This window comes from Variovorax sp. R-27, assembly GCF_049913215.1.
Classification (GTDB): domain Bacteria; phylum Pseudomonadota; class Gammaproteobacteria; order Burkholderiales; family Burkholderiaceae_C; genus Variovorax.
Map to the genome: position 1 here is coordinate 1946042 of NZ_CP183984.1, position 25241 is coordinate 1971282.

The 25241-nt window shown below is 66.8% G+C and carries 23 protein-coding genes; 19 read left to right on the forward strand and 4 right to left on the reverse strand.

Annotated elements, in window-relative coordinates:
• The first annotated feature begins 44 nt into the window (after window positions 1-44).
• From rplS to ACN9MV_RS08800, 5 genes are all read left to right on the forward strand, one after another.
• Window positions 45-428, forward strand: coding sequence for a 50S ribosomal protein L19 (gene rplS, locus ACN9MV_RS08780; RefSeq protein WP_093172085.1), 384 nt, complete (start codon window positions 45-47; stop codon window positions 426-428).
• A gap of 130 nt (window positions 429-558) precedes the next feature.
• The gene (locus tag ACN9MV_RS08785) at window positions 559-1302 is read left to right on the forward strand and encodes a CoA pyrophosphatase (RefSeq protein WP_426391854.1); all 744 of its coding nucleotides are present in this window, start codon (window positions 559-561) and stop codon (window positions 1300-1302) included.
• Between the two features lie 62 nt (window positions 1303-1364).
• Window positions 1365-2366 carry a CobD/CbiB family protein gene (locus tag ACN9MV_RS08790; RefSeq protein WP_093075510.1) on the forward strand — a complete coding sequence of 334 codons (1002 nt, stop codon included), beginning with the start codon at window positions 1365-1367 and terminating at the stop codon, window positions 2364-2366.
• Between the two features lie 19 nt (window positions 2367-2385).
• Window positions 2386-3477 carry a histidinol-phosphate transaminase gene (gene hisC / locus ACN9MV_RS08795; RefSeq protein ID WP_426391855.1) on the forward strand — a complete coding sequence of 364 codons (1092 nt, stop codon included), beginning with the start codon at window positions 2386-2388 and terminating at the stop codon, window positions 3475-3477.
• A 14-nt stretch (window positions 3478-3491) separates the two neighbouring features.
• Window positions 3492-4517, forward strand: a complete 1026-nt coding sequence (locus tag ACN9MV_RS08800) for a hypothetical protein (protein WP_426391856.1) — start codon at window positions 3492-3494, stop codon at window positions 4515-4517.
• Between the two features lie 13 nt (window positions 4518-4530).
• Here the strand turns inward: ACN9MV_RS08800 and rsgA are convergent, their stop codons facing one another.
• From rsgA to ACN9MV_RS08815, 3 genes are read right to left on the reverse strand one after another with little or no spacing between them, the layout of a single operon-like run.
• Window positions 4531-5484, reverse strand: a complete 954-nt coding sequence (gene rsgA / locus ACN9MV_RS08805) for a ribosome small subunit-dependent GTPase A (protein ID WP_097199757.1) — start codon at window positions 5482-5484, stop codon at window positions 4531-4533.
• Between the two features lie 12 nt (window positions 5485-5496).
• Window positions 5497-5847: a 4a-hydroxytetrahydrobiopterin dehydratase gene (locus ACN9MV_RS08810; RefSeq protein WP_093049703.1), complete on the reverse strand. Its 351-nt coding sequence runs from the start codon at window positions 5845-5847 to the stop codon at window positions 5497-5499.
• A 30-nt stretch (window positions 5848-5877) separates the two neighbouring features.
• Window positions 5878-7137: a M48 family metallopeptidase gene (locus ACN9MV_RS08815; RefSeq protein ID WP_097199756.1), complete on the reverse strand. Its 1260-nt coding sequence runs from the start codon at window positions 7135-7137 to the stop codon at window positions 5878-5880.
• Between the two features lie 59 nt (window positions 7138-7196).
• On the opposite strand from ACN9MV_RS08815, the gene orn reads away from it, so the two are divergent.
• The 6 genes from orn to ACN9MV_RS08845 all read left to right on the forward strand — a co-directional run bounded on the left by orn (window position 7197) and on the right by ACN9MV_RS08845 (window position 13897).
• Window positions 7197-7793: an oligoribonuclease gene (gene orn / locus ACN9MV_RS08820; RefSeq protein WP_426391857.1), complete on the forward strand. Its 597-nt coding sequence runs from the start codon at window positions 7197-7199 to the stop codon at window positions 7791-7793.
• A 255-nt stretch (window positions 7794-8048) separates the two neighbouring features.
• Complete coding sequence (locus ACN9MV_RS08825; RefSeq protein WP_426391858.1) at window positions 8049-9941, forward strand: DEAD/DEAH box helicase; 1893 nt, start codon at window positions 8049-8051, stop codon at window positions 9939-9941.
• Window positions 9942-10154: 213 nt separating this feature from the next.
• Window positions 10155-11228, forward strand: a complete 1074-nt coding sequence (locus ACN9MV_RS08830; RefSeq protein ID WP_093075498.1) for an NAD/NADP-dependent octopine/nopaline dehydrogenase family protein — start codon at window positions 10155-10157, stop codon at window positions 11226-11228.
• Window positions 11218-12222, forward strand: coding sequence for a 3-hydroxybutyryl-CoA dehydrogenase (locus tag ACN9MV_RS08835; RefSeq protein WP_426391859.1), 1005 nt, complete (start codon window positions 11218-11220; stop codon window positions 12220-12222). The genes ACN9MV_RS08830 and ACN9MV_RS08835 overlap by 11 nt, the downstream gene beginning before the upstream one ends.
• Window positions 12219-13016 carry an alpha/beta fold hydrolase gene (locus tag ACN9MV_RS08840; RefSeq protein WP_426391860.1) on the forward strand — a complete coding sequence of 266 codons (798 nt, stop codon included), beginning with the start codon at window positions 12219-12221 and terminating at the stop codon, window positions 13014-13016. Before ACN9MV_RS08835 ends, ACN9MV_RS08840 begins: the two co-directional genes overlap by 4 nt.
• Window positions 13013-13897 (forward strand): quinone oxidoreductase family protein, encoded by an 885-nt coding sequence (locus ACN9MV_RS08845; protein ID WP_426391861.1) that lies wholly within the window; start codon window positions 13013-13015, stop codon window positions 13895-13897. The genes ACN9MV_RS08840 and ACN9MV_RS08845 overlap by 4 nt, the downstream gene beginning before the upstream one ends.
• 22 nt (window positions 13898-13919) lie before the next feature.
• Here ACN9MV_RS08845 and ACN9MV_RS08850 read toward each other — a convergent pair whose 3' ends face one another.
• Window positions 13920-14399, reverse strand: coding sequence for a MarR family winged helix-turn-helix transcriptional regulator (locus tag ACN9MV_RS08850; RefSeq protein ID WP_093075493.1), 480 nt, complete (start codon window positions 14397-14399; stop codon window positions 13920-13922).
• 144 nt (window positions 14400-14543) lie between these two features.
• On the opposite strand from ACN9MV_RS08850, the gene ACN9MV_RS08855 reads away from it, so the two are divergent.
• From ACN9MV_RS08855 to ACN9MV_RS08890, 8 genes are all read left to right on the forward strand, one after another.
• A complete protein-coding gene (locus ACN9MV_RS08855; RefSeq protein WP_426391862.1) occupies window positions 14544-16736 on the forward strand; it encodes a thiamine pyrophosphate-dependent enzyme in 2193 nt (730 codons plus the stop codon).
• Between the two features lie 4 nt (window positions 16737-16740).
• Complete coding sequence (locus ACN9MV_RS08860) at window positions 16741-18249, forward strand: indolepyruvate oxidoreductase subunit beta family protein (protein WP_426391863.1); 1509 nt, start codon at window positions 16741-16743, stop codon at window positions 18247-18249.
• A 13-nt stretch (window positions 18250-18262) separates the two neighbouring features.
• Window positions 18263-19255 carry a PDR/VanB family oxidoreductase gene (locus tag ACN9MV_RS08865; protein ID WP_426391864.1) on the forward strand — a complete coding sequence of 331 codons (993 nt, stop codon included), beginning with the start codon at window positions 18263-18265 and terminating at the stop codon, window positions 19253-19255.
• Between the two features lie 23 nt (window positions 19256-19278).
• Window positions 19279-20592 carry an aromatic ring-hydroxylating dioxygenase subunit alpha gene (locus ACN9MV_RS08870; protein WP_426391865.1) on the forward strand — a complete coding sequence of 438 codons (1314 nt, stop codon included), beginning with the start codon at window positions 19279-19281 and terminating at the stop codon, window positions 20590-20592.
• Window positions 20592-21080, forward strand: a complete 489-nt coding sequence (locus ACN9MV_RS08875) for an aromatic-ring-hydroxylating dioxygenase subunit beta (protein WP_426391866.1) — start codon at window positions 20592-20594, stop codon at window positions 21078-21080. The genes ACN9MV_RS08870 and ACN9MV_RS08875 overlap by 1 nt, the downstream gene beginning before the upstream one ends.
• A gap of 10 nt (window positions 21081-21090) precedes the next feature.
• Entirely contained in the window at window positions 21091-22716 is a 1626-nt protein-coding gene (locus ACN9MV_RS08880; RefSeq protein ID WP_426391867.1) for an AMP-binding protein, read from the forward strand.
• Entirely contained in the window at window positions 22713-23888 is a 1176-nt protein-coding gene (locus ACN9MV_RS08885; RefSeq protein ID WP_093172051.1) for a thiolase family protein, read from the forward strand. Before ACN9MV_RS08880 ends, ACN9MV_RS08885 begins: the two co-directional genes overlap by 4 nt.
• Window positions 23889-23973: 85 nt before the next feature.
• On the forward strand, window positions 23974-25227 hold the full coding sequence (locus ACN9MV_RS08890) for an SDR family NAD(P)-dependent oxidoreductase (RefSeq protein WP_426391868.1): 1254 nt from the start codon (window positions 23974-23976) through the stop codon (window positions 25225-25227).
• Window positions 25228-25241: the final 14 nt, after the last annotated feature.

The window sequence follows — 25241 nt, forward strand, 5'->3', positions numbered from 1 at the left end:
AGGCGCCTTTTGTGTAGCCCGACACGATCGACTTTCAGGAAATCATGAACCTCATCCAGACCCTCGAGCAGGAAGAAATCTCCCGTCTCGGCAAGACCATCCCCGATTTCATGCCCGGTGACACGGTCATCGTCAGCGTGAACGTCGTCGAAGGCACCCGCAAGCGCGTGCAGGCCTACGAAGGCGTCGTGATCGCCAAGCGCAACCGTGGCCTCAACAGCGGCTTCACCGTGCGCAAGATCTCCAGCGGCGAAGGCGTGGAGCGTACGTTCCAGACCTACAGCCCGCTGATCGCCGGTATCGAAGTCAAGCGCCGTGGCGATGTGCGCCGCGCCAAGCTGTACTACCTGCGCGACCGCAGCGGCCGTTCGGCACGCATCAAGGAAAAGCTGCCGAGCAAGTCGACGGCTGCAGCGGCTGCCAAGTAAGCAGTCCGCCTGCCGTGCAAGAAAAGCCGCCGCTCTGGCGGCTTTTTGCATTGTTGTCCCCGCTCAGCGACAACCTTCCTTTTTTCCGCTCTACTTCTTTCTTTCCTCCGCCTCAGGTACGTTTCATCTCTTGACCAACTCATCCATTCCTCTGCAGGCCGCATCCATCGAACCCGTCAACGCCGTGGCGCCGCCCACGCTGCTGCAGTTCGACCCGCGCAAAGTGCCGTTTGTGGCCGGAGGAGTCGAGGGATTGCCGGCGGTGTCGGCCGTGCAGCTGACGGCACAGGCGTTGCGAGCCCGCTTCGCGACACCGCCTGCCTGGACGCCGGAGCTGCGGCGTGATCCGCGGATGACCGACCGTGTCCCCGCGCAGGCTGCGGTGCTGGTGCCGATCGTGCAACGCCCCCAGGGCGCGACCGTGCTGCTGACCGAGCGGACCTCGAATCTGTCGACGCATTCGGGGCAGGTTGCGTTTCCCGGTGGCCGCGTCGACCCGGAGGACGCCAACATCGCGGCTGCCGCTTTGCGCGAGGCCTGGGAGGAGGTCGGCCTCTCGGCGCAATACATCGAGGTTCTGGGCAACCTGCCGACCTACACGACGGTGACCTCATTCATCGTGACGCCGGTGGTTGCGCTGGTGCAACCTGACTTCGAACTCACCATCAATCCTTATGAGGTCGCGCAAGCCTTCGAGGTGCCGCTCGCATGGCTGATGGACCCGGCCAATCACCGCCACCACACCGTGCCCGCGCCCGATGGCACCCGGCGCCAGTGGTACTCGATGCCCTATCAGGACGGGCCCGACGAGCGCTTCGTCTGGGGCGCGACCGCGGGCATGCTGCGCAATCTCTATCGTTTCCTCGCGGCCTGACTGAATCCGCGGCTCGAATGAAGATGGCCTGAACCTTCAGGCGCTCTCGCTATCATCGAAGGATGAGCTTTTTTGCCATCCTGTGCGCGCTGCTGATCGAGCAGGTGCGGCCCCTGGGCCCGCACAACCCCGTGTACGGCGCGGTGCTGGCGTGGACACGCTGGACCAGCCGCAACTTCGACGCGGGCAAGCCGCATCACGGATGGATCGCCTGGGGCCTCGCGGTGTTCGTGCCCACGCTCGGCGCGCTGGGTGTGCACTGGCTGCTGGTGCTCACGCTCGGCCTGCCGTTCGCGGTGCTCTGGAGCATTGCGGTGCTCTACGTCACGCTGGGCTTCCGGCAGTTCAGCCATCACTTCACCGACATCCGCGACGCGCTCGACGAAGGCGACGAGCCGCTCGCGCGCTCGCTGCTCGCGCATTGGCAGGGCGTTGATGCGGCCAACCTGCCGCGCAGCGAGATCGTGCGCCACGTGATCGAGCATTCGGTGATCGCAGCGCATCGCCATGTGTTCGGCGTGCTCGCGTGGTTCTCGATCATTGCGGCCATCGGTCTTGGGCCTGCGGGCGCGGTGTTCTATCGCATGAGCGAGTTCGTCTCGCGCTACTGGGCGCACAAGAACGGCGCTGCCGTGCAGCCGTCGAGTGTTTCTGTGCAACAGGCCGCGGATCGCGCCTGGCACATGATCGACTGGCTGCCCGCGCGCATCACGGCGCTGGGTTTCGCGGTGGTCGGCAGCTTCGAGGAAGCGATCGATTGCTGGCGCAATGACGCACAGCGTTTTCCCAATGAGAACGACGGTGTGATCCTCGCGGCCACGTCGGGTGCGGTCAACGTGCGCCTGGGCGGCGGTTCGCTGCGCCCGATTCCGGTCACCGACCCGCTGCCGCGCGCCCAGGCCGGCGAATCGCTGGCCGACGGCCGTCGCACCGACACCGGCAGCACGCCGGGGCGCGAGCCCGAGCCCGGCCACCTGCGAAGTGTCGTGGGCCTGGTCTGGCGCTCGGTCGTGATGTGGATGGTGCTGCTGGCCTTGCTCACCCTGGCTCGCCTGCTCGGTTGAGCGAAGCGGCGAACGAACCATGACACATCCCGTGCCGGCCTTCTGGAGCCCGCGCATCGGCGCGCTCGAACCCTACGTGCCCGGCGAGCAGCCGCGCATCGCGAACCTTGTCAAGCTCAACACCAACGAGAACCCGTATCCGCCGTCGCCAGTCGCCATCGAGGCCATCCGGCGTGCGGCCGAGAACGGCCTGGAGCGCTATCCCGACCCCACCTCGCTCGCGCTGCGTGAAGCCGTAGCGCGGCGGCATGGCCTGCGGGTCGACGAAGTGTTCGCGGGCAACGGCTCGGACGAAGTGCTCGCGCACGCCTTCTTCGCGTTCTTCCAGCAGGCCGAGCCGCTGCTGATGCCCGACGTGAGCTACAGCTTCTACAAGGTCTACGCGCAGTTGTACGGCATCGTCTGCGAGCAGCAGCCGGTGGACGAGGGCCTGCGCATCGATGTCGACGCCCTTGCAGCGCGTGCCCGCCAAGGTTGCGCAGGCATCGTCATCGCGAATCCGAACGCGCCGACCGGCATCGGCCTGCCGCTGTCGCGCATCGAGCAACTGCTCGAAGCCTGCCCCGATCGCGTGGTGCTGGTCGACGAGGCATACGTCGATTTCGGTGGCGAGAGTGCGTTGCCGCTGATCGACAAGCACCCGAACCTGCTCGTGGTGCAGACCCTCTCCAAGTCGCGTTCGCTGGCTGGCCTGCGGGTCGGCTTTGCCTGCGGCCAGGCGCACCTCATCGACGCGCTGGTGCGCGTCAAGGACAGCTTCAACTCGTACCCGCTCGACCGGCTGGCCTCGGCCGGCGCCGTCGCCGCGCTCGAAGACGAAGACTGGTTTCGCAGCACCCGCGACAAGATCGTCGACACCCGGGAGGGCCTCGGCCTGCAGCTCGAAGACCTGGGCTTCGAGGTGCTGCCGTCGCAGGCCAATTTCGTCTTCGCACGCCATCCGCAGCGCGACGCTGCCGAACTGGCGGCCCTGCTGCGCGAGCGTGCGGTGCTGGTGCGGCATTTCAAACAGCCGCGCATCGCGCAGTACCTGCGCATCAGCATCGGCACGCGCGAGCAATGCAGCACGCTGGTCCAGCGCCTGCAGGACATCCTCACTCCAAACCCCTGAAGGAACCCCTGGCGATGCTGACCCACGACACCGATCCGCGCACAGCGGCCTGCTCAGGCTTCTGGCAAGCAGTGAGCGCCCGGCTCGAGAGCCTGCGCGCCTTGCCCGCTCGCGAATTGATGGAAGGGTTGAACGAACTGCTCGAACCCTTCTTTCCGCGGCTGGCGGCCGAAGTGGCTGGCGAGCCGCCCGAGTTCAAGCTGGTGCTGACGGCGCACGGTTCGGTAGACGACTTCGAGGATCTGATGGCGCTGGTGCAAAGCAGCCCCAAGCTGCCGCAGGTCGAGGTGGAAGCCTTTCGTCAGCGTTCGAGCGATGGCTTCGGCATGCGCATGAACGACTTCGAATTGGCAAGCTCCGAAGTCCTTGTGAAGCACGAGCTCTACCGGGGGCGGGTGGCGCTGGAGATCGGCTTCGCCAAGCCCATCCCGATGGACATGCAGGACCATGCGCGCCACATGAGTCTCATCATGCTCGACCATATCCTGGGCGAGTACGACTTCGCGGTGAAGGTCGGGGCGGTCGACTACGTCGAGGCCGACGCGCACGCGGATTTCGATGGCGTGCCGCTCGACGATTTCGTGCCTGTGTTCGACGCCTGCTGGCGCGACGAACTCGGCCACACCGGTGTGTTTCCCCAGGGCGAACACGCCTGGTCGGGCATGAACGCGACGCGCACGGCCGAGGACGACCGCGAGATCGAGGTGATCGTCATGCGCAATGACGCGGCCACTGCCCTGGTGGGGCGCGCCGACCTGTGCCATCGCCTGTCGACGGCAGTGCCGGTCGAATCGGGTGAGGAGTTGGAAGAGGCACGCGTCTACGAAGACCGGCTGACGGCGCGGCTGCAGACGCACGAAGCAGGCTGCTGCACGCACGTGGTGTTGGAGGAGGGCGTTCGCACCGTCCACTTCCAGGTGTCCGACCCTGAGGCAGCGATTTCGCATGCTCAATCGCTGCAGGACGACATGGACCTGCCGGTGACGTTGGACCTTGTCTTCGACCCGACCTGGAAGTCCTACCGCATCTGGCTCGGCTGAAGCTGCCTTTCGGTCAGTACCGCTTCTGGCTCAACTCGGCGAACAGCTCGCCATAAATCTTGTAGCGGCTCGCGCTGATGGCGCCTGGTCCGCTGCTCGCTGTTTCCACGTTCGCAATCACGCCGCAGCCCGGCTCGTGCAGATGCGTGCAGTTGTAGAACTTGCAGTCGTTCGCATGCTCGGCGATGTCCGGCATGAGCCCGGCGAGCTGCATCGGCGCGATGTGGTTCAGGCCGAACTCCTGGAAGCCCGGCGAGTCGATCAGGCCGGTGGTGCGGGCTTCATCGATCCAGTACCAAGTGGTGCTCGTGGTGGTGTGCTTGCCCGAGTTCAGCGCCTGCGAAATCTCCTGGGTCAGCACGGTCGCGCCCGGCACCAGCAGATTGGTCAGCGTGCTCTTGCCCGATCCGGAAGGGCCGAGCACCAAGGTGGATTTGCCGGCCAGAAGCTTCATCAGCGAGGCGTAGTCCGCCTCGCCTGACGCCTTCAGCGACAGGGGCAGCACGCCGTGGTGCATGCGGCGGTAGGGTGCCAGCTTGGTCCATGCGCGCTCGAAGGGCTCGACAAGGTCGCTTTTGTTGAGCGCGATGATCGGCGTGATGCGCTCGGCCTCCGCCGCGATCAGCGCGCGGGCCAGCTGATGTTCGGAAAACTCCGGCTCGGCCGCGATCAGGATCAGCACGTGGTCGAGGTTGGCAGCGAACGACTTGGTGCGGATCTCGTCCTGCCGATAGAACAGGTTGCGCCGCGGCAGCACCTGCTCGATGGTGCCTTCGTCCTCGCTGGCCTGCCAGTGCACGCGGTCGCCGACCACGGCCTGGCTCTTCTTGCCGCGCGGGTGGCAGATCAGCCGCTCGCCCGTGGGCGTTTCGACGAGGCAATGACGCCCGTGGCTGGCAACGACAAGGCCGTCGTGGAGTGCCTTCGCAGCAGCGGCTGCGGGCGTGGCGCGGCCGGGCTTAGCCAAGGGCTCGTTCCGTCATGCGGCGGGGGGCGCGACCAGCGCGTCGGCCTGGCGGGCGCAGTCGAAGTCGGTGACCGACAGGCCGCCCACGTCGTGCGTGTTGAAGCGCACTACGCAGCGGTTGTAGTGCACCGCCAGGTCGGGGTGGTGGTCTTGCGTGTGCGCCACGAAAGCCAGCGCGTTCACGAAGGCGATGGTCTCGAAGTAGTTGGCGAAGCTGAAGGTTTTCTCGATGGCGACGTTGGCGCCGTCGCCGGTGAGCATCCAGCCGTCGAGGCGCGCCAGGCCGGCCACGATCTCGGTGGCGCTCAGCGCCTTGCGGGGAGGGAGGTTCTTCCAGTCCTTGGGCTTGAACATGCTGCTCATGATGGGCTTCTTCGAAATGAGGGGGTCGGGTCAGGCGGCCGTCATGCGCGCAAGGCGCTCTGAGGCCGGCGGGTGCGAATAGTAGAACTTGACGAACACCGGGTCGGGCGTGAGCGTCGAGGCGTTGTCCTGGTAGAGCTTGAGCAGGGCGGCCGACAGGTCGGCGCCGCTGGTTTGCGCCACTGCGTAGGCGTCGGCCTCGAACTCGTGCTTGCGCGACAGTCGTGCGGGCAGCGGAGCAACGAAGAAGCCGAACACCGGCACGGCAATCATGAACAGCAGCAACGCCAGCGCGCTGTTGGGTGCCGTCATGTTGGGCTGCACGCCCAGGCCCGTGTAGAACCAGACCTGCGTCGACACCCAGCCCAGCAGCGCGAAGCCAGCCAGGCTCAGGGCGAACATCGCGACCAGCCGCTTCACGATATGGCGGTGCTTGAAGTGTCCCAGTTCGTGCGCGAGTACGGCCTCGACCTCGCCGGCGTTGAGCTGGCGCAGCAGCGTGTCGTAGAACACCACGCGCTTGCTGGCGCCGAAGCCGGTGAAATAGGCGTTGGCATGGGCGCTGCGCGTGCTGCCGTCCATCACGAACAGGCCCTTGGCCGCGAAGCCGCAGCGCTTCATCAATGCCGTCACGCGCTCCTTGAGCGTCGGGTCGTCGAGCGGCTTGAACTTGTTGAACAGCGGTGCGATGAAGGTCGGGTAGATCAGCATCAGCAGCAGGTTGAATCCCATCCACGCGCCCCAGGACCACAACCACCACAGCTGCCCGGCCGCGCCCATGAGCCAGAGGATCAACGCCGCGATCGGCAGGCCGATCACCGCGCCCAGCAGCGTCGACTTGAGCGTGTCGGCCAGCCAGAGCTTCCAGGTCATCTTGTTGAAGCCGAAGCGCTCTTCGAGCCTGAAGGTCTGCCAGAGCGTGAAGGGCAGTTCGAGCAGGCCGCCGATGGCCGCGAAGGCTGCCAGCAATGCCAGCTGCTGCGCCATGCCGCCGCCGATCCACGCCAGCAGAAGCTTGTTGAGCACGTCGAGGCCGCCGAGCAAGGTCCAGCCCAGAAGCAGCGCTGCGCCCCAGGCCATCTCGACCAGGCCGAAGCGCGCCTTGGCGATGGTGTAGTCGGCCGCTTTCTGGTGGGCGGCGAGGGTGATGGTCTGCGCGAAAGCGGCCGGCACGGTGCCGCGGTGCTGCGCCACATGGCGCACCTGCCGCGTGGCCAGCCAGAACTTCACGAGCAGGCCTGCGACCAATGCTGCCGCAAAGGCGATGGTGAAGATGAGCGAATAGGACATGGAGCGGTGAGTTTAGTCCCCGCTATCTGGGGCCGCAGCCCTTCGACGACAATCCTGCGATGCCTGAATCCCTTGAACCGACGCCCCCCGCAGCTGCGCCCACCCTGAAGAAAAGCGACCAGAACCTGGTCTGGCTGGACTGCGAAATGAGCGGCCTCGACCCTGAAAAAGAGCGCCTGCTCGAAATCGCCGTGGTTGTTACCGGCCCCGACCTCACGCCCGTCATCGACGGCCCCGTGCTCGTCATTCACCAGAGCGACGCCGTGCTCGACGCCATGGATGCCTGGAACAAGGGCACCCACGGCCGCAGCGGCCTGATCGACAAGGTCAAGGCATCCACCCTTGACGAAGCCGCCGCCGAGCAGCAACTGTTGGAATTCATCGCCAAATACATCCCGCGCAGCGGTTCGCCCATGTGCGGCAACACCATCGGGCAGGACCGGCGCTTCCTGGTCAGGTACATGCCCAAGCTGGAGGCGTACTTCCACTATCGCAACCTGGACGTCAGCACCCTCAAGGAGCTGGCCAAGCGCTGGAAACCCACGGCCTACAGCAGCTTCAAGAAGCAGCAGGCGCATACCGCGCTGGCCGATGTGCACGAATCCATCGAGGAACTGGCGCACTACCGTGAGACCTTTCTGCGCCTGACGGATTGAGCAAAGCCGGGGGATTAGGTAAAAACCCGAATCCATGCCATAATCGCAGGCTTCGCTGATCGGGAAGGTATTTCAAGCCCGGCCAGCGTCTCTTGCATCTCCCTATCTTGCACACCGCGCCCGATCGCATTCGCTGATCAAAAAGGGCCGCAACCTCAGGCGTCAGCCCGAAGTTGAATGTCGTTGGATGGTTGATGTTTTTAACCACCAACGGGGCGCCGCCTACGGCAGCGCTCGCGTTTGAGATTGATATTCATGACCGACGCTTTTGAAGCGCAGGGCGAGTTCGCGCCTGTGCAATCCGCTACCCACAACGAATTCACCGCCGCCACGGACACCATGTCCGAGGCGCCCATCCTCGAGGCGCTGGATGCAGCTGCCCCCGAAGCTGCCGCGGCCGAAGAACCCGCCAAGCCCAACGGCTTCATCAAGCTGGGCCTTGCGCCCGAGCTGATCGCCGCCGTGGCTGACCTGGGCTTCACCCAGCCCACCACCGTGCAGGAAAAGGTCGTGCCGATCGCCATGGGCGAAGAGGGCGCTGCCCGCTTCGTCGACCTGATGGTTTCGAGCCAGACCGGCTCGGGCAAGACCGCCGCCTTCCTGCTGCCCGTGCTGCACACGCTGCTCAAGCGCCAGGCCGAGGCAGAAGCCGAAGCCAAGGCCGAGTTCCAGCGCCTGGCCGCCGAAGCTGCTGCCCGCGGCGAAGCCCCGCCCAAGAAGCCGAAGCGCAAGGATCCGACCAACGCCCGTCATTTCAAGGCCGCCACGCCCGGCGCCCTGATCCTGTGCCCGACGCGCGAACTCGCGCAGCAAGTCGCGCACGACGCCATCGAACTGGTTCGCCACTGCCGCGGCCTGCGCATCGCCAACGTGGTGGGCGGCATGCCTTACCAACTGCAGATTGCCAAGCTGCAGAACGCCGACCTCGTGGTTGCCACGCCCGGCCGTCTGCTCGACCTGCAACGCTCGCAGCAACTCAAGCTCGACCAGGTCAAGTTCCTGGTGGTCGACGAAGCTGACCGCATGCTCGACCTCGGCTTCTCCGACGACCTGGCCGAAGTCAACCAGCTCACCATCGAGCGCCAGCAAACGATGATGTTCAGCGCCACCTTCGCGCCGCGCATCCAGCAGCTGGCCCAGCGCGTGATGCGCGAACCGCAGCGCATCACCATCGACAGCCCGCAGGAAAAGCACGCCAACATCAAGCAGGTGCTGTTCTGGGCCGACAACAGCCAGCACAAGCGCAAGCTGCTCGACCACTGGCTGCGCGACACCAGCATCAACCAGGCGATCGTGTTCGCGAGCACGCAAGTCGAGTGCGACGGCCTCGCCAACGACCTGCAGCAAGAAGGCTTCAGCGCCGTGGCGCTGCACGGCGCCCTGAGCCAGGGCCTGCGCAACCGCCGCCTGATGGCGCTGCGCCAGGGCCAGGTGCAGATCCTGGTGGCCACCGACGTTGCCGCCCGCGGCATCGACGTGCCGACCATCACCCACGTCTTCAACTTCGGCCTGCCGATGAAGGCCGAGGACTACACCCACCGCATCGGCCGCACCGGCCGTGCCGGCCGCGACGGCCTGGCCGTCACGTTCGCCGAGTTCCGCGATCGCCGCAAGATCATGGACATCGAGCACTACAGCCGCCAGCAGTTCAAGGCCGAAGTGGTGCCGGGCATGGAGCCGCAACAACGCATGCCGCAATCGCGTCCGCCGCAAGGCGAATTCCGCGGCGGCCGTGGCGACAACCAATCGCGCGACCGCAAGTTCGGTGGCGGCGGTGGCGGTGGCTACCGCGGCGGTAATGGTGGCGGCAACGGCGGCTATGCCGGCGCCAGCGGCTTCAACGACCGCAACTCGCGTGGTCCGGCCGCACCGGGCCCGCGTGGTTTCCAGGGCGGCCAGAATGCCGGTTTCGGCGGCGGCCGTGACGAAGGCGGCAACGGCGGCGGTGCCGGCTACGGCCGCAAGCCGGGCTGGGGCGACAGCGCTCCGCGCGGCGGCCATGGTCACGGCGGTGGCCGCGGCGACGGCGGCTTCGCACCGCGCGAGGGCTTCGCGCCCCGCGGCAATGGCGCTGCCGGTCATGGCGGCCCAGGCAAGGTGTTCGTGCCCCGCGACGCGCAAAAGCGCGCGTTCAAGCCCAGCCGCTGATCCTGCTTCCCGGGCGGCCTGACGGCCGCCCCGCCCCCAGAAAGCCCGCGCTTCTAACGAACGCGGGCTTTTTCATTTCGGGTTTCCGAGCAGTCAGGTGACATCGAATTTGATTGACATCTGAATCGATGAAAAGTAATGTAATAAGGCATTATTTCCCCGGGTCCGTCCTGCGGCCGCCGGTTCATCGACACCTGCTTTTCGACTTTCGACATGAAAATTGCGATTCTTGGGGGTGGCCACGGCGCCTATGCGGCCGCTGCGGACCTGTCTGAAACCGGCCATGAAGTACGCCTGTGGCGCCGCGACGCCGCGGCGCTCGAGCCGCTGGCGCGTGCCGGCTCGATCACGCTGAAGGACGCCGACGGCGCGCGCGAGGTGCCCATTGCGCTGGCCACCGCCGACATCGGCGCAGCCCTGAAGGGCGCCGAGCTGATCGTCATTCCCACCCCCGCGATCGCCCAGCACGACATCGCACTCGCGATGGCACCGCACCTGGTCGACGGGCAGGTCGTGTTCCTGCCGCCGGGCACCTTCGGCAGCTATGTGATGGCCAAGACGGTGAAAGAGGCCGGCAGCCGTGCCGACGTCGCCTGGGCCGAGACCGGAACCCTGCCTTACCTGGCCCGCAAGCACGGCGAGCGCGAAGTCAACGTCACCATCCGCGCCATCCGCCTGCCGACCGGCGTCTACCCGGCTCGCAAGGAGGCGCAAGCCATCGAGGTGATCCGCAAGGCTTATCCGTCCGTGCACGGCTGCGGCGATGCGCTCTCGGGTGCACTGATGAACGCCGGCCCAGTCATCCACCCGCCGTTGATGGTGATGAACGCCGCGCCGCTGCAGCACTTCGAGCGCTGGGACATCCACAACGAAGGCACGCAGCGCGCCGTGCGCGACGTGACCGACCGGCTCGACCAGGAACGCATTGCCGTGCGAGAAGCCTTCGGGCAGGGCGCGCCGCACTATCCGCTGGCCGACCACTACAACAACGACCAGTGGATGTACGGCGACGCGCACAAGCAGCTCGTCAAATCGGGCGACTGGCGCGAGAACATCGACCTGCACACGCACCGCTACATCACGGAAGACACCGAGCTCGGCCTGGCCTTCCTGGCCTCGGCCGCGCGCCACGCGGGCGTGGATGCACCCATCGCCCACGGCCTGCTGGCCATCGTCGGCGGCTTTCTCGGGCGCGACCTGCGGCGCGGGCCGCGCACCTTCGAAAGCCTGGGCCTCGCCGACCTGAGCGCGGCGCAACTCAAGCAGAGGCTGCACGATGGCGAATGACGCCGCGCTCCCCCGGTTCGCGGCGGTCGGCGCGGGCCGCATGGGGCGCGGCATCGCCATCGCATTCGCCTATGCCGGCCACCGCATCTCGCTGATCGACCTGCGCTCGCGCAGCGACGAAGCCTGGCAGCGCCTGCGCGATGAAGCAAAGGCCGAGATCGAAGCCAGCCTCTCGGGTCTCGCGCAACTCGGCGTGATCGACGCATCGCAGATCGAGCGCATCGCCGCGCGCGTGGACTTCGTCAACGCCGCGGCCGCCCCGCAGGCGCTGGCCGTAGCCGAACTCGTGTTCGAAGGCGTCCCCGAAACCATGGAAGCCAAGCGCGAGGCCTTCGAGCAGCTCAACCGCCATTGCCGCGACGACGCGATCCTCACCTCGACCACCAGCAGCATCCTCGTGACGCAACTGGCGTCATTGGTGCGGCTGCCCGGGCGCTTCCTCAACATGCATTGGCTCAACCCGGCCTACGTGATCCCCGTGGTCGAGCTGAGCTGCCACCCCGGCACCGACGCCGCCGTGCTCGCCCGCACCAAGACGCTGATGGAAGAGATCGGCAAGCTGCCCGTGGTCTGCGGCGCCTCGCCAGGCTACATCGTGCCGCGCCTGCAGGCGCTGGTGATGAACGAAGCCGCACGAATGATCGAGGAGGGTGCCGCCACCGCCGAAGAAATCGACAAGGCCACGCGCTACGGCCTGGGCCTGCGCTTCGCCGCGCTGGGCGTGGTCGAGTTCATCGACTTCGGCGGCTGCGACATCCTGCATCACGCGAGCCGCGAGATGTCGGCCTCGCTCGACGCGGGCCGCTACACCGCGCCAGCCATCGTCGGCCGCATGGTCGAGCAGGGCCGGCTGGGCCTCAAGAGCGGCAGCGGCTTCTACGACTACGAAGGCCGCGACATCGCGGCCTACCGGCGTGACGTGCTCTCGCGCACGCTCGGCGAACTGCGGCATGCGGGCCTTTGGCGCGCGCCCGCGGACGAGACCTTGCCATGAGCATCCGCCGCGCCTTTGCCGATCTGTCGGTGGGGCAGGTGCACTACGCGGCGTGCGGCGACCACCAGGCGCCGGCCGTGCTGTTGCTGCATCAGTCGCCGCGCAGCTGGGCCGAGTACCGCGCAGTGCTGCCGTTGATCGGCGCGCATCGTCGGGCCATCGCGATGGACACAGCCGGCTTCGGCGATTCGGCCGACGGCGGAGTGCCGGCGAGCATCGGGCAATGGGCACGCGTGGCCTGTGAACTGCTGGATGCGCTGGGCATCGCGCAGGCCGACGTGGTGGGGCATCACACAGGCGGCGTTATCGCAGTCGAGCTCGCGGCAGCGTTTCCTGAGCGCGTTCGCAGCCTGGTGCTGTCTTCGACGCCGTACACCGACGAGCCCTTTCGCAAGGCACGAGCACAACGTCCACCCATCGACGAAGTCGCGCCGAGCGAAGACGGCTCTCACCTCGCAGCGCTGTGGCAAAAGCGCCAGGGTTTCTATCCGCTAGGACGTCCCGACCTGCTCGAAGCCTTCGTGCTCGATGCATTGAAGGTCAAGCGTGTCGAAGAGGGCCATCGCGCCGTCGCGTCGTACCGCATGGAAGAGCGCATCAGTCGCGTCACGCAGCCCACGCTGATCGTTCGCGCCACCGCCGACCCGTTCGCGGCGCCGCATGCCGAGGAGCTGCAGCACTACCTGCCGCAAGCACGCATCGTCGACATCGAAGGCGGCATGGTGCCGCTGCCCGACCAGATGCCTGAAGCCTTCGCGCGTACGGTGCTCGATTTTCTGGAGACGCTGCCGTGAAGGCAGTGCGCATCCACGGATTCGATGCGATCCCCGTGCTGGAGGAGATTGCCGACCCTGTCGCGCGGCCGGGCCGCACCCTGGTGCGCATGGAAGCCGCAACGGTCGGGCACATCGATCGCACAGTGTGGCGCGGCAGTTTCCTTCGCCATCCGCCGTTGCCCTACACGCCTGGCGTGGAGGCTGCAGGTGTAGTGATGGCAAGCGAACGGTATGCCGTCGGCCAGCGCGTGTGGCTGCGCGGCAGCGGGCTCGGCACGCTCTTCGACGGCACCTGGTGCGAGCAGATCGATGCGCCCGACGAAGCGCTGGGCCTGTTGCCGGATGCGGTGCCGATGGCGCTGGGCGCTGCTTTCTTCTCGCCCACGACCTCGGCATGGGTGGCGCTGCACGAAGTCGCGAAGCTGCAGGCCGGTGAGCAGGTGCTCGTGACCGGCGCGAGCGGCGCCGTCGGCTCGCTCGTGATGCAACTCGCACGCGACGCAGGTTGCACGGTGACGGCGGTGAATCCAGATGCCGCGCCGCCATCCGCTGCCAGCGCCGATCTGCTGATCGACACGGTCGGCGGAGATGTGCTCGCCAAGGTCCTGCCTTCGGTGCGGCCAGGCGGCCGTGCCGTGCTGGTCGGCTATACCGCCGGCCCGACGCTGCAGCTCGACATCGCACACTTCCTGCAACGCGACGTTGCGCTGTTGCCTCTCAACATGTTTCGACGTGAAGCCGTCGGCCGTGCAGCGGCGCCCGAATTGCTCACGAGGCTGGCCGATGGCCGCCTGCATCTCGATGTGCAGCCGTTCGCATTTGCCGATGCAGCTCGCGCGCTTGAATGGATCGCACAACGCGGCCACCGCGGCCGCGCCGTCCTCGTGCCCCGCCTCTGAGCGGAGAGGCGAGCGAGCAAGCTCAGTCTTCTTGCGGCTCCTCGACCGGCACATGCACGTGCAGGTCGATCATCTGCCTCAGCGTCTGCTTGAGCTCTTCGGCGCGTCGCAGCCCGAAGGGTTCGAGCACGCGCCGCTCGTGGTCGCGTGCCAGTTCCATCAGGTGCTCGACCGCCTTCAGTCCCTTGCGCGTGATGCGCACCAGCGTGATGCGGCGATCACTTTCGTGGGGCAGGCGCTCGACCTGTCCGCGCGATTCCATGCGGTCCAGAAGCCGCGTCACCGTGGGTTGCTTGGTCACCGTCACCTGCGCGAGCTGGCCGATGCTGATCGGCTCGCTGCCGGCGAGCGATGCCATCACGCGCCACTCCGACACAGAAAAGCCCTGCTGCCGCGCAACCTCGTGGAACTCCGAGGAGATCAGCTGGCTGGCCTGCGCCAGCAGTGCCGGCAGGTAGTCATCGACGAAGCGATGCGATTCGACGGATTGTTCTTCAGCCATGAAGGCACCTCACAGTCGCCGCGGGCACGCTGTTTGCATGTCTAGGGTAATTCATGATTGTGGATACATTCATTTGTCAACATTATATGAACCGCGATGCAGCTCCCCAAGCTCATCGTCCCACGATAGACAACAAGGACCCAGATGGCCGAGCGTTCATTCGTTGAAGAAGTCAAGAAGCTGCGGCTTTCTGGTGGGGAAGTCTTCCGTGGGGAGGGCATTCTGGCGGTTACCAAGGCCTTGCTCGAATCGGGAGTTTCCTATGTGGCGGGCTACCAGGGTGCACCCATCTCGCACCTGATGGACGTGCTGGCCGACGCGCAGGACATCCTCGCCGAGCAGGGCATCCGCTTCGAGAACAGCGCGAGCGAGGCCACCGCCGCTGCCACGCTGGCCGCCTCCGTCAACTACCCGCTGCGCGGCGCCGTCACCTTCAAGGCGACCGTGGGCACCAACGTCGCGTCAGACGCGCTGGCCAACCTGGCATCCGGCGGCGTCACCGGCGGCGCGCTCATCATCGTCGGCGAAGACTACGGCGAAGGCTCGTCCATCATGCAGGAGCGCAGCCATGCCTTCGCCATGAAGTCGCAGATCTGGCTGCTCGATCCACGCCCCAACCTGCCGAGCATCGTCGATGCGGTGAAGCAGGGCTTCGATCTTTCAGAGGCCAGTAACACGCCGGTGATGCTGCAGCTGCGCATTCGCGCCTGCCACGTGCACGGCCACTTCATTGCAGGCGACAACCGCCGCCCGAAGTTCACGCTGAAAGACGCGCTCGAGAACCCGCAGCGCGATGTCAGCCGTATCGTGCTGCCGCCCGCGAGCTTCGTGCATGAACAAGAGAAGGTGAAAGACCGCTGGCCCGCTGCCGTGCGCTTCATCGAGGAGCGCAAGCTCAACGAGTTCTTCTCCGAAGACGCCGACGACATCGGCATCATCGTGCAGGGCGGCAGCTACAACACGCTGCTGCGCGCCCTCGAGCGACTGGGCCTGGCCGACGTGTACGGCAACACGCAGGTGCCGCTCTATGTGATGAACGTGGCCTACCCCGTCATCGAGAGCGAGGTGATCCGCTTCTGCGAAGGCAAGCGCGCCGTGATGGTCGTGGAAGAGGGGCAGCCCAACTTCGTCGAGCAGAACCTGGCAACCATCCTGCGCCAGGCCGGCTCGACCACCGCGCTGCACGGCAAGGACATGCTGCCGGTGGCCGGCGAGTACACCGCGTCCGAACTGCTCAAGGGCGCGCGCAGCTTCTGCGAGCGCTACGAACGCCTGGCGCCGCTGCCGGTGCCAGCGCCGGTGCGCAAGGTGATTCCGTTGAAGGAAGTGGCGGCCATCGGCGTCGATGCCGCACCCGAGCCCGCGCAACCGTCGACAGCATTGGGCGAGGTAGTCCACGCCCGTCCGCCGGGCTTCTGCACCGGCTGCCCCGAGCGCCCCATCTTCAGCGCCATGAAGCTGGTCGAGCGCGAACTCGGAGCGCACCACGTGAGCGCCGACATCGGCTGCCACCTGTTCTCCATCCTGCCGCCCTTCAACATCGGCAACACCACCATGGGCTACGGCCTGGGCGGCGCAGGTGCCGCGGCGCTCAATGCACCCGCCGGCAAGCGCGCGATCTCGATGATGGGCGACGGTGGTTTCTGGCACAACGGCCTCACCAGCGGTGTAGCGAACGCGGTCTTCAACAAGAGCGACAACCTCACCATCGTCGTAGACAACAACTACACCTCGGCCACGGGCGGGCAGGACATCCTGTCGTCGCACGCCGTCAACAAGACGCGCAGCACCGGCCACGAAATCGAGCGCGCCGTGCGCGGCGTGGGCGTTGAGTGGGTCAAGACGCTACGCCGCACCTACGACGTGGCAGGCATGCGCGACGCGCTGAAAGACGCACTCACCACCACGAAGAAGGGCCCCAAGGTCCTGATCGCCCAGTCGGAGTGCATGCTCAACAAGCAGCGCCGCGAGAAGCCGCTGGTGCGCAAGGCCATCGCCGACGGCAAGCGCATGGTGCGCGAGAAGTTCGGTGTCGATTCAGACACATGCACCGGCGACCACTCCTGCATTCGCCTGTCGGGCTGCCCGTCGCTGTCGATCAAGCCCAACCCTGATCCGCTGCGCACCGACCCCGTTGCGACTGTGCTCGACAGCTGCGTGGGCTGCGGCGTGTGCGGCGAGGTTTCGCATGCCGCGGTGCTGTGCCCGTCGTTCTACAAGGCGCAGATCGTGAGCAACCCCAGCCGCTGGGACATGCTGCGCGAGCGAGTGCGCGCCGCCGTCATCGGCTGGCTGCAACGCGGCGAAGCGCGCCGCCGTGAAGCCTATGCCTTCTGAAGCAATGACGAGCAACGCACAACCCATAAAGGTTGCCATCCTCGCCATGGGCGGGGAGGGCGGCGGCGTGCTGGCCGACTGGATCGTCGACATGGGCGAGGCCAACGGCTACGTCGCCCAGACCACTTCGGTGCCGGGCGTGGCCCAGCGCACCGGCGCGACCATCTACTACGTCGAGCTGTATCCCACGGCGCAAGCCGAGGCCGATGGCGGCCTGCCGGTGCTCGCGCTGATGCCGCTGCCGGGCGACGTCGACGTGGTGCTGGCGTCGGAGCTCATGGAGGCCGGGCGTGCCGTGCAGCGCGGCCTTGTCACGCGCGACCGCACCACGCTGATCGCATCCACGCACCGTGTCTTCTCCATTGCGGAGAAAAGCGCCTTGGGCGACGGCCGCGTCGACAGCGACCAACTGCTGGCACACACCGCCAAGGCAGCCAAGCGCTTCATCCGCTTCGACATGGCACAGGCAGCCGAAGCCTCGGGCAGCGTGATCAGCGCCGTGCTGTTCGGCACGCTGGCAGGCTCAGGCGTGCTCCCGTTCAGCCGCGCGCAGTTCGAGGCAACCATCGAGCGAGGCGGCGTGGGCGTGAAGCCCAGCCTCAAGGCCTTTGGCGCTGCATTCGCTCGCGCACAGGGCGGTGACGACGGCGAGCCTGCGAAAGAAGTGCCTATCGCCGCGCCGGCGCCGCAACCGCGCCACCCGGCCGTGCGGGCTTTGGTTGAGCGGGTGCAACACGACTTCCCGGTGCAAGCGCAAGACTTCCTGCTCGAAGGCGTGCGCCGTCTCATCGACTACCAGGACCCGGCCTACGCCAGCCTGTACCTCGACCGCATGGCCGCCATCGCCGCACTGCCGGGCAACGACGACCATCGCCTGCTGCGCGAAACCGCGCGCCACCTCGCGCTCTGGATGTCCTACGAAGACACTGCCCGCGTCGCAGCCCTGAAGACCCGCGCCACCCGCTTCGAGCGCGTGCGCGGTGAGGCAAGCGTGCAGCCCGGCCAGGTGCTCGCCATCAACGAGTACATGCACCCGCGCCTGCAGGAAATCTGCGAGACGCTGCCTGGCGGCATCGGCCGCTGGCTCATGAACTCGACGATGCCCAAGAAGCTCGTCGAGCGCTTCACGCAGCACGGCCGGGTGATCCAGACCAGCTCGTTGCGCGGCTACCTCATGCTGCGCATCGTGGCGGCATGCAAGCGCTGGCGCCTGTCGACGATGCGCTATGCCGAAGAAAACCGCCGCATCGAGGAATGGCTGCAGCGCATCGCCGCCACCGCGCAACGCAACCCCGAACTGGCCGTCGAGCTGGCCCAGTGCCAGCGCCTTGTCAAGGGCTACAGCGATACGCACGAACGCGGCATTCGCAACTATGACACCGTGATGCGCGCTGTCGAGCGCGCCGGCACAGCGCTGGCACCGGCCACGCTGCGCGAACTGCGCGATGCGGCCCTGGCCGACGAACACGGCCACAAGCTGCAGGCCGCACTGGCACAACACGCACTGGCCTGAAGAGACAACGAAGATGACCGCACCCTCAGCCATCCTCTCACTGCGCGTCGTCGAGGCGCGGGCGTTGAATCCGCTGATCCGCATGCTGCGCCTGCGCGCCGAAGATGGCCGCGCGCTGCCCGGCTTTGCAGCCGGCGCCCACATCCGCGTGCAGGTGTCGCTGCCCGACGGCAAGACCGACTGGCGCCACTACTCGCTCATCAACTTCGATACGGCGCGCAATGCCACCAATGCGCCCACCGAATACGTGATCGCGGTGCGCAAGGAGGCCGAAGGCCGGGGCGGCTCGCGCTTCATGCACGAGCAGCTGCAAGAGGGCGACACCCTCGCCATCGAGGCGCCCAAGAACGACTTCCCGCTGCACACCGGCCCCGGCGGCACCGTGCTGGTGGCCGGTGGTATCGGCGTGACGCCGCTCGCCACCATGGCCGCCCGCCGCCGCGCCGAAGGTGCAGCCGTGCGCATGCACTACGCCGGCCGCAGCCGCGACCTGATGGCCTTCCTGCCCGAGCTTCAAACCCTGCTCGGCGATGACCTGCGCGTGCACGCGGACGCCGAGGCCGGCACGCCGCTCGATATCGACGCGCTGCTCGACAGCGTTCCCACCGGCGACCGCCTCTACGTGTGCGGCCCCAAGGTCATGCTCGACGCCGTGCTCGAGCGCACCCAGGCGCGCGGCTGGGAACATGACCGCGTGCACTTCGAGCTTTTCACCGAGCCCGTCGCGGAAGAAGGCGATCAGCCCTTCGAGGTGGAGCTCGCCCAGTCGAACCAGTGCTTCACCGTGCCGGCCGACCAGAGCATCCTCGACTGCCTGATAGAGAACGGCTGCGACCCGATGTTCGACTGCAAGCGCGGCGAATGCGGCGTGTGCGCGGTGCCCGTGCTCGAAGGCGAGATCGACCACCGCGACTACGTGCTCACCGCCCGAGAGAAGGCGGAAGGCAACGTCATGCAGATCTGCATCTCGCGCGCCAAGGGTGCGCGCCTGGTGCTCGACATCTGATGAAGCAAGGAGCCATGAGAACCATGACCTCGTACCGAGACAACCCCGATGCCATCCGCGCGCTGGTGCAGCATGATCGCGTGCACCGCGACCTGTACACCAGCCAGGAACTGTTCGAGCTGGAGCAGGAGCATTTCTTCGCCAACACCTGGAACTACGTCGGCCATGAAAGCCAACTGCCCAAGCCCGGCGACTGGATCAGCAACGAGATCGCGGGCCGCCCGCTGATCATCGTGCGCCACTCCGACGGCAGCGTGCGCGCCATGATGAACCGCTGCGCCCACAAGGGCTCGCGGCTCGTGAACGGGCCCTGCGGCAACACCGGCAAATTCTTCCGCTGCCCGTACCACGCCTGGACATTCAAGACCGACGGCGCACCGCTCGCGATTCCGCTGAAAACGGGCTACGAGCACACCCAGCTGCACGAGTGCGAGTCGGGCAAGGGCCTTACCACCGTGAAGCACGTGCGCAGCCACCGCGGCTTCATCTTCGTGAAGATCAACGACGCGGGCCCCGACTTCGACGAATACTTCGGCGACTCGCTGAGCTCCATCGACAACATGGCCGACCGCTCGCCCGAAGGCGAGCTCGAAATCGCGGGCGGCTGCCTGCGCTTCATGCACCAGTGCAACTGGAAGATGTTCGTCGAGAACCTCAACGACACCATGCACCCCATGGTGGCGCACGAATCTTCTGCCGGCACCGCCAAGCGCATGTGGGCCGACAAGCCCGAGGACGAGCCCAAGCCCATGGCGGTCGAGCAGTTCGCGCCCTTCATGTCCGACTACAAGTTCTTCGAGGACATGGGCATCCGCACCTACGACAACGGCCACAGCTTCACGGGCGTGTACTTCAGCATCCATAGCAAATACAAGGCGATCCCCGCGTACGACGACGCCATGAAGGCGCGCTACGGCGAGGAGAAGACGGCGCAGATCCTCGGAATGGCGCGGCACAACACCGTGTACTACCCGAACCTCACGATCAAGGGCGCGATCCAGGCGATCCGCGTGGTCAAGCCGATCTCTGCCGACAAGACGCTGATCGAGAGCTGGACCTTCCGCCTCAAGGGCGCGCCGCCCGAGCTGCTGCAGCGCACCACCATGTACAACCGGCTCATCAACTCGCCGTTCTCGGTGGTTGGGCATGACGACTTGCAGGCCTACCGTGGCATGCAGGCCGGGCTGCATGCGAGCGGCAACGAGTGGGTGAGCCTGCACCGCGACTACGACCCCTCGGAGCTGAAGGGCGGCGAGATCACCACCGGCGGCACCAACGAGCTGCCCATGCGCAACCAGTACCGAAGCTGGGTACAACGCATGACGGAGACGATGTAATGGCCGGCACCGAAGTCACCCGCCAGGACCTGATCGACTTCGTCGTGAACGAAGCACACCTGCTCGACACCCGCCGCTACGAGGAGTGGAACGCGCTCTTCACCGACGACGCCTTCTACTGGGTGCCGCTCGTGCCCGACCAGGAAGACGGCCTCAACCACACCTCGCACCTGTACGAAGACAAGCTGCTGCGCGACCTGCGCATCGAGCGCTTGAAGAGCCCGCGCGCTTTCTCGCAGCAGCCACCGAGCCGCTGCCACCACCTGTTGCAGGTACCGGTGGTCGAGCAGTTCGATGCCGAGGCCAACCGCTACGTGGTGCGCACCGGGTTTCACTACACCGAATCGCAGGGTGACGAACTGCAGTTCTACGTCGGCACCTTCTTCCACCACCTCACGATGCAGGATGGCGCGCTGCGCATGACGCTCAAGCGCGTCGACCTGCTCAACTGCGACGCGGCGCTGCCGGCCGTGCAGCTCTTCATCTGACAGGGACGAGATGCCACACGCCACCGTCCATCAAGTCTTTGCGGCCACCGCGGCGCGCACGCCGCAAGCCGAATTCCTGTTCACCGAATCGGTGACTGCGGCCGCCTATGGCATCGAAGCAGGCGCCATCCGCTGGGGCGAGGCTGCCGCACAGATCGAACGCCTGCGGGCGGCCTATGCGCAAGCCGGCTACGGGCACGGCCACCGCGTCGGCTTGTTGCTGGAGAACCGGCCTGCCTTCATCTTCCACTGGCTCGCGCTGAATGCCTTGGGCGTGAGCGTGGTGCCGATCAACGCCGAGATGCGCTCGGCCGAGCTGGTCTACCTGATCGGCCACAGCGAGATCGGCCTGGCCGTGACGCTGCCGGCGCGCGCGGCCGACCTGCGTGCCGCGGCGGCGCAGGCGGGCGTGGCTTTCGAGACGATGAGGCCTGAAGACGCAGTGCCGCCAGCGAAGACCACCGCACCGCGCGCCGATGAGCCCGTGGGCGCCGACACCGAATGCGGCCTGCTCTACACCTCGGGCACCACGGGCCGGCCCAAGGGCTGCATCCTGAGCAACGCCTACTTCCTGCGTGCGGGCGAGTGGTATGCGGCGCTCGATGGTGTGTGCAGCATCAGGCCCGATGCAGAGCGCGTCATCACGCCGCTGCCGCTGAACCACATGAACGCAATGGCCTTCTCCACCATGGTGGTGCTGGTTGCGGGCGGTTGCCTGGTGCAGCTTGACCGCTTTCATCCGAAGACCTGGCTGGCGAGTGCGAAGGAAAGCGGTGCGACCATCGTGCATTACCTCGGCGTGATGCCGGCCATGCTGCTGTCCGCGCCACAGTCGGCGGCCGACCGCGATCACGCCATCTGCTGGGGCTTTGGCGCCGGTGTCGACCGCAAGAACCATGCGCCCTTCGAAGAGCGCTTCGGCTTCCCGCTGGTCGAGGCCTGGGCCATGACCGAGACCGGCGCAGCCGCCTGCATCATGGCCAACCGCGAGCCGCGCCTCGTGGGCACCAGCTGTTTCGGGCGGCAGGAAGATTTCGTCGAGATTCGCCTCATGGGTGAGGATGGCAGCGACGTCGGCGTCGATGCACCGGGCGAACTGCTGGTGCGTTCGGCCGGCAACGACCCGAAGCGCTATTTCTTCTCCGGCTACCTGAAGGACGAGGAGGCCACGCGCGAAGCCTGGGCCGACGGGTGGTTCCACACCGGCGACCTGGTGCGCCGCGACGCCGAGGGCAACTTCTTCTTCGTCGACCGCAAGAAGAACGTGATCCGCCGCAGCGGCGAGAACATCTCGGCCGTCGAGGTCGAGAGCGTGCTCAACCAGCACCCGGCGGTGAAGACTTCGGCCGTAGCAGCCACGCCCGATGCGGTGCGCGGTGACGAGGTGCTGGCCTGCATCGTGATGCGCGAAGGCGTCGATGCCTCGCAGCGCGTGCAGATCGCCGCCAGCATCGTCGAACACGCACTGGCCCAACTGGCGTACTACAAGGCACCCGGCTACGTGGCCTTCGTCGATGCGCTGCCGCTCACGCCTTCGCAGAAGATCCAGCGCGGCCAGCTGCGCGAAATGGCGCAGTCGCTGCCGGGCCAGGGCCATTGCGTCGACACACGCGCCATGAAGAAGAGGCAGGCATGACGACGAAACGACGGCTCTCCTACGAAGGCGTCGCGGTCGCGGTGCCCGTGACCGTGCCCTACGTGCGCTACTCCACGCGCACCGCGCACTGGTTCATCGGCCAGGCCATCGAGGCGCTGGTCGATGCCAGCGGCGTGGCCAAGGAGCAGATCGACGGCCTGTGCCTCAGCAGCTTCTCGCTCGCGCCCGACACGGCGGTGGGCGTCACGCAGCACCTGGGCCTGTCGCCTCGCTGGCTCGACCATGTGCCTACCGGCGGTGCATCTGGCGTGATGTGCCTGCGCCGCGCGGCGCGGGCGGTGCAGGCGGGCGATGCCGACATCGTGGCTTGCGTGGGTGCCGACACCAACCACGTCGATTCTTTCCGACAGACGCTGGGCAGCTTCAGCAACTTCGCGCGCGATGCCAGCTACCCCTACGGCTCTGGCGGCCCGAACTCGATCTTCGCGTTCATCACCGCCAACTACATGCGCACCTACGGCGCGAAGCGCGAAGACTTCGGCCGCATCTGCGTCGACCAGCGCACCAACGCGCTCGGCAACCCGAACGCGATGTTCAAGAAGGGCTTGACGCTCGACGAGTACATGGCCGCGCGGCCCATCTCCGACCCGATCCACCTGTTCGACTGCGTGATGCCCTGTGCGGGCGCCGATGCCTTCCTCGTGATGAGCGAGGAGCGCGCGCGCGACCTGGGCCTGGCGCACGTCGTGATCCGCGGCGCCATCGAGCGCCACAACGCCTACGCCGAAGACCCCGTGATGGTGCAGGGCGGATGGCGCAAGGACCGCGACGACCTGTATGCGCAGGCCGGCATCCAGCCCACCGAGCTCGACTTCGTGCAGACCTACGACGACTACCCCGTCATCGTGATGATGCAGTTCGAGGACCTGGGCTTCTGCGAGAAGGGCGAGGGCCCGGCCTTCGTGCAGTCGCACACCATGACCTTCGACGGCAGCTTTCCGAACAACACGAGCGGCGGGCAGCTCTCGGCCGGACAGGCCGGCGCGGCGGGCGGATTCCTCGGCATGGTCGAGGCGATCCGCCAACTGACTGATCAAGCAGGCCCACGCACCGTGCCCGATGCACAGCTGGGCCTGGTCGCCGGCTTCGGCATGGTGACCTACGACCGCTGCCTGTGCACAGGCGCCGTCATCCTGGGGAGACCTGAATGATGTACCCCCACGTTTGCCGCTTCGCGGCTGCACTGCCCCCCGAGGGGGCCGCGCGCCTGCCTTGGGGCGGCCCGGCGGAGGCGCTATGACCATGCCGATGATGCGCCCCCCGCGCAAGAACCCGGTGCTGCGCACCCGGCAGATGAACCTGCCGCCCGGTGCGCGCGGCCGCGTGGCGCTCGGCCTCACGGCTGCTGCCGCCGAAGGCCGCTTCGAACTGCAGACCTGCGAGGACTGCGGCACCGTGCAGTACCCGCCGCGCGAGGTCTGCCACAAATGCCTCTCGGCTGCGCTGCGCTGGCGCCAGCAGAGCGGCGAGGGGGAGCTGCTCGGCAGCACCACGCTGCACCACAGCAACGACCTGTTCTTCCGCGAGCGGCTGCCCTGGCGGCTAGGCCTGGTGCACCTCGATGCCGGCCCGACGCTCATGGTCCACCTGCATGGTGAGGTTGGTGATGCGCCGCAGCGAGTGCGTGTCGGCGCCCGGCTCGACCGCGCGGGGCAGGCCGTTCTCATTGGTTTTCCGAATGAAGGGAGTGCCCATATGGCCGACGACAAGATGCTTCGCGAAATGACCAGCGACCCCAAGTTCCGCAAGGCGCTGGTGACAGACGGCAAGACCGAGACCGGCCAGGCCATCGTGCGCGCGCTGGTGAAGGCTGGCGCCGACATCGTCTGGGTCGGCCATGCCGAGCCCTGGAAGAAGATGGGCGACGGGCTCGACGACATCTCGGCGCTGCCACAAGTCACGCTGGTGCCGCTCGATCTGACCAACGGCCGCCAGGTGACCGAGCTTGCGGGCTCCATCGGCGGCAAGGTCGACATCGTGATCAACAACGCCGAGGTGCACCGCACCTTCGGCATCGGCGCGCGGCGCGGCACCGACGTGGCCAAGGCCGAGATGGACATCAACTACTTCGGCCTGCTTCGTCTGGCGCAGGAGTTCGGCCCCGCGCTGAAGGGCCGCTCGGCCGACGGCGTAACCGGCGCGACAGCCTGGGTCAACCTGCTGTCGATCTACGCGCTCAGCAACTTCCCGCCGCACGGCACCTTCAGCGCGTCGAAAGCCGCAGCGCACTCGCTCGCGCAGTGCCTGCGTGCCGAGATGCGGCCGGCCGGCATCCGCGTGATCAATGTGTTCCCGGGGCCCATCGACGACGAATGGAACCAGCACACGCCGCCACCCAAGCTCGCACCCGCCGCGCTGGCCAATGCCATCGTGAAGGCGCTGCGCGACGGCGTGGAAGACGTCTACCCCGGTGACGTGGCGCAGGAGTGGCTGGAGCGCTGGCGCGACAACCCCAAGGTGCTCGAGCGCGAGCTCGCGGCCGGCGGCTGAGACAGGAGCCATAC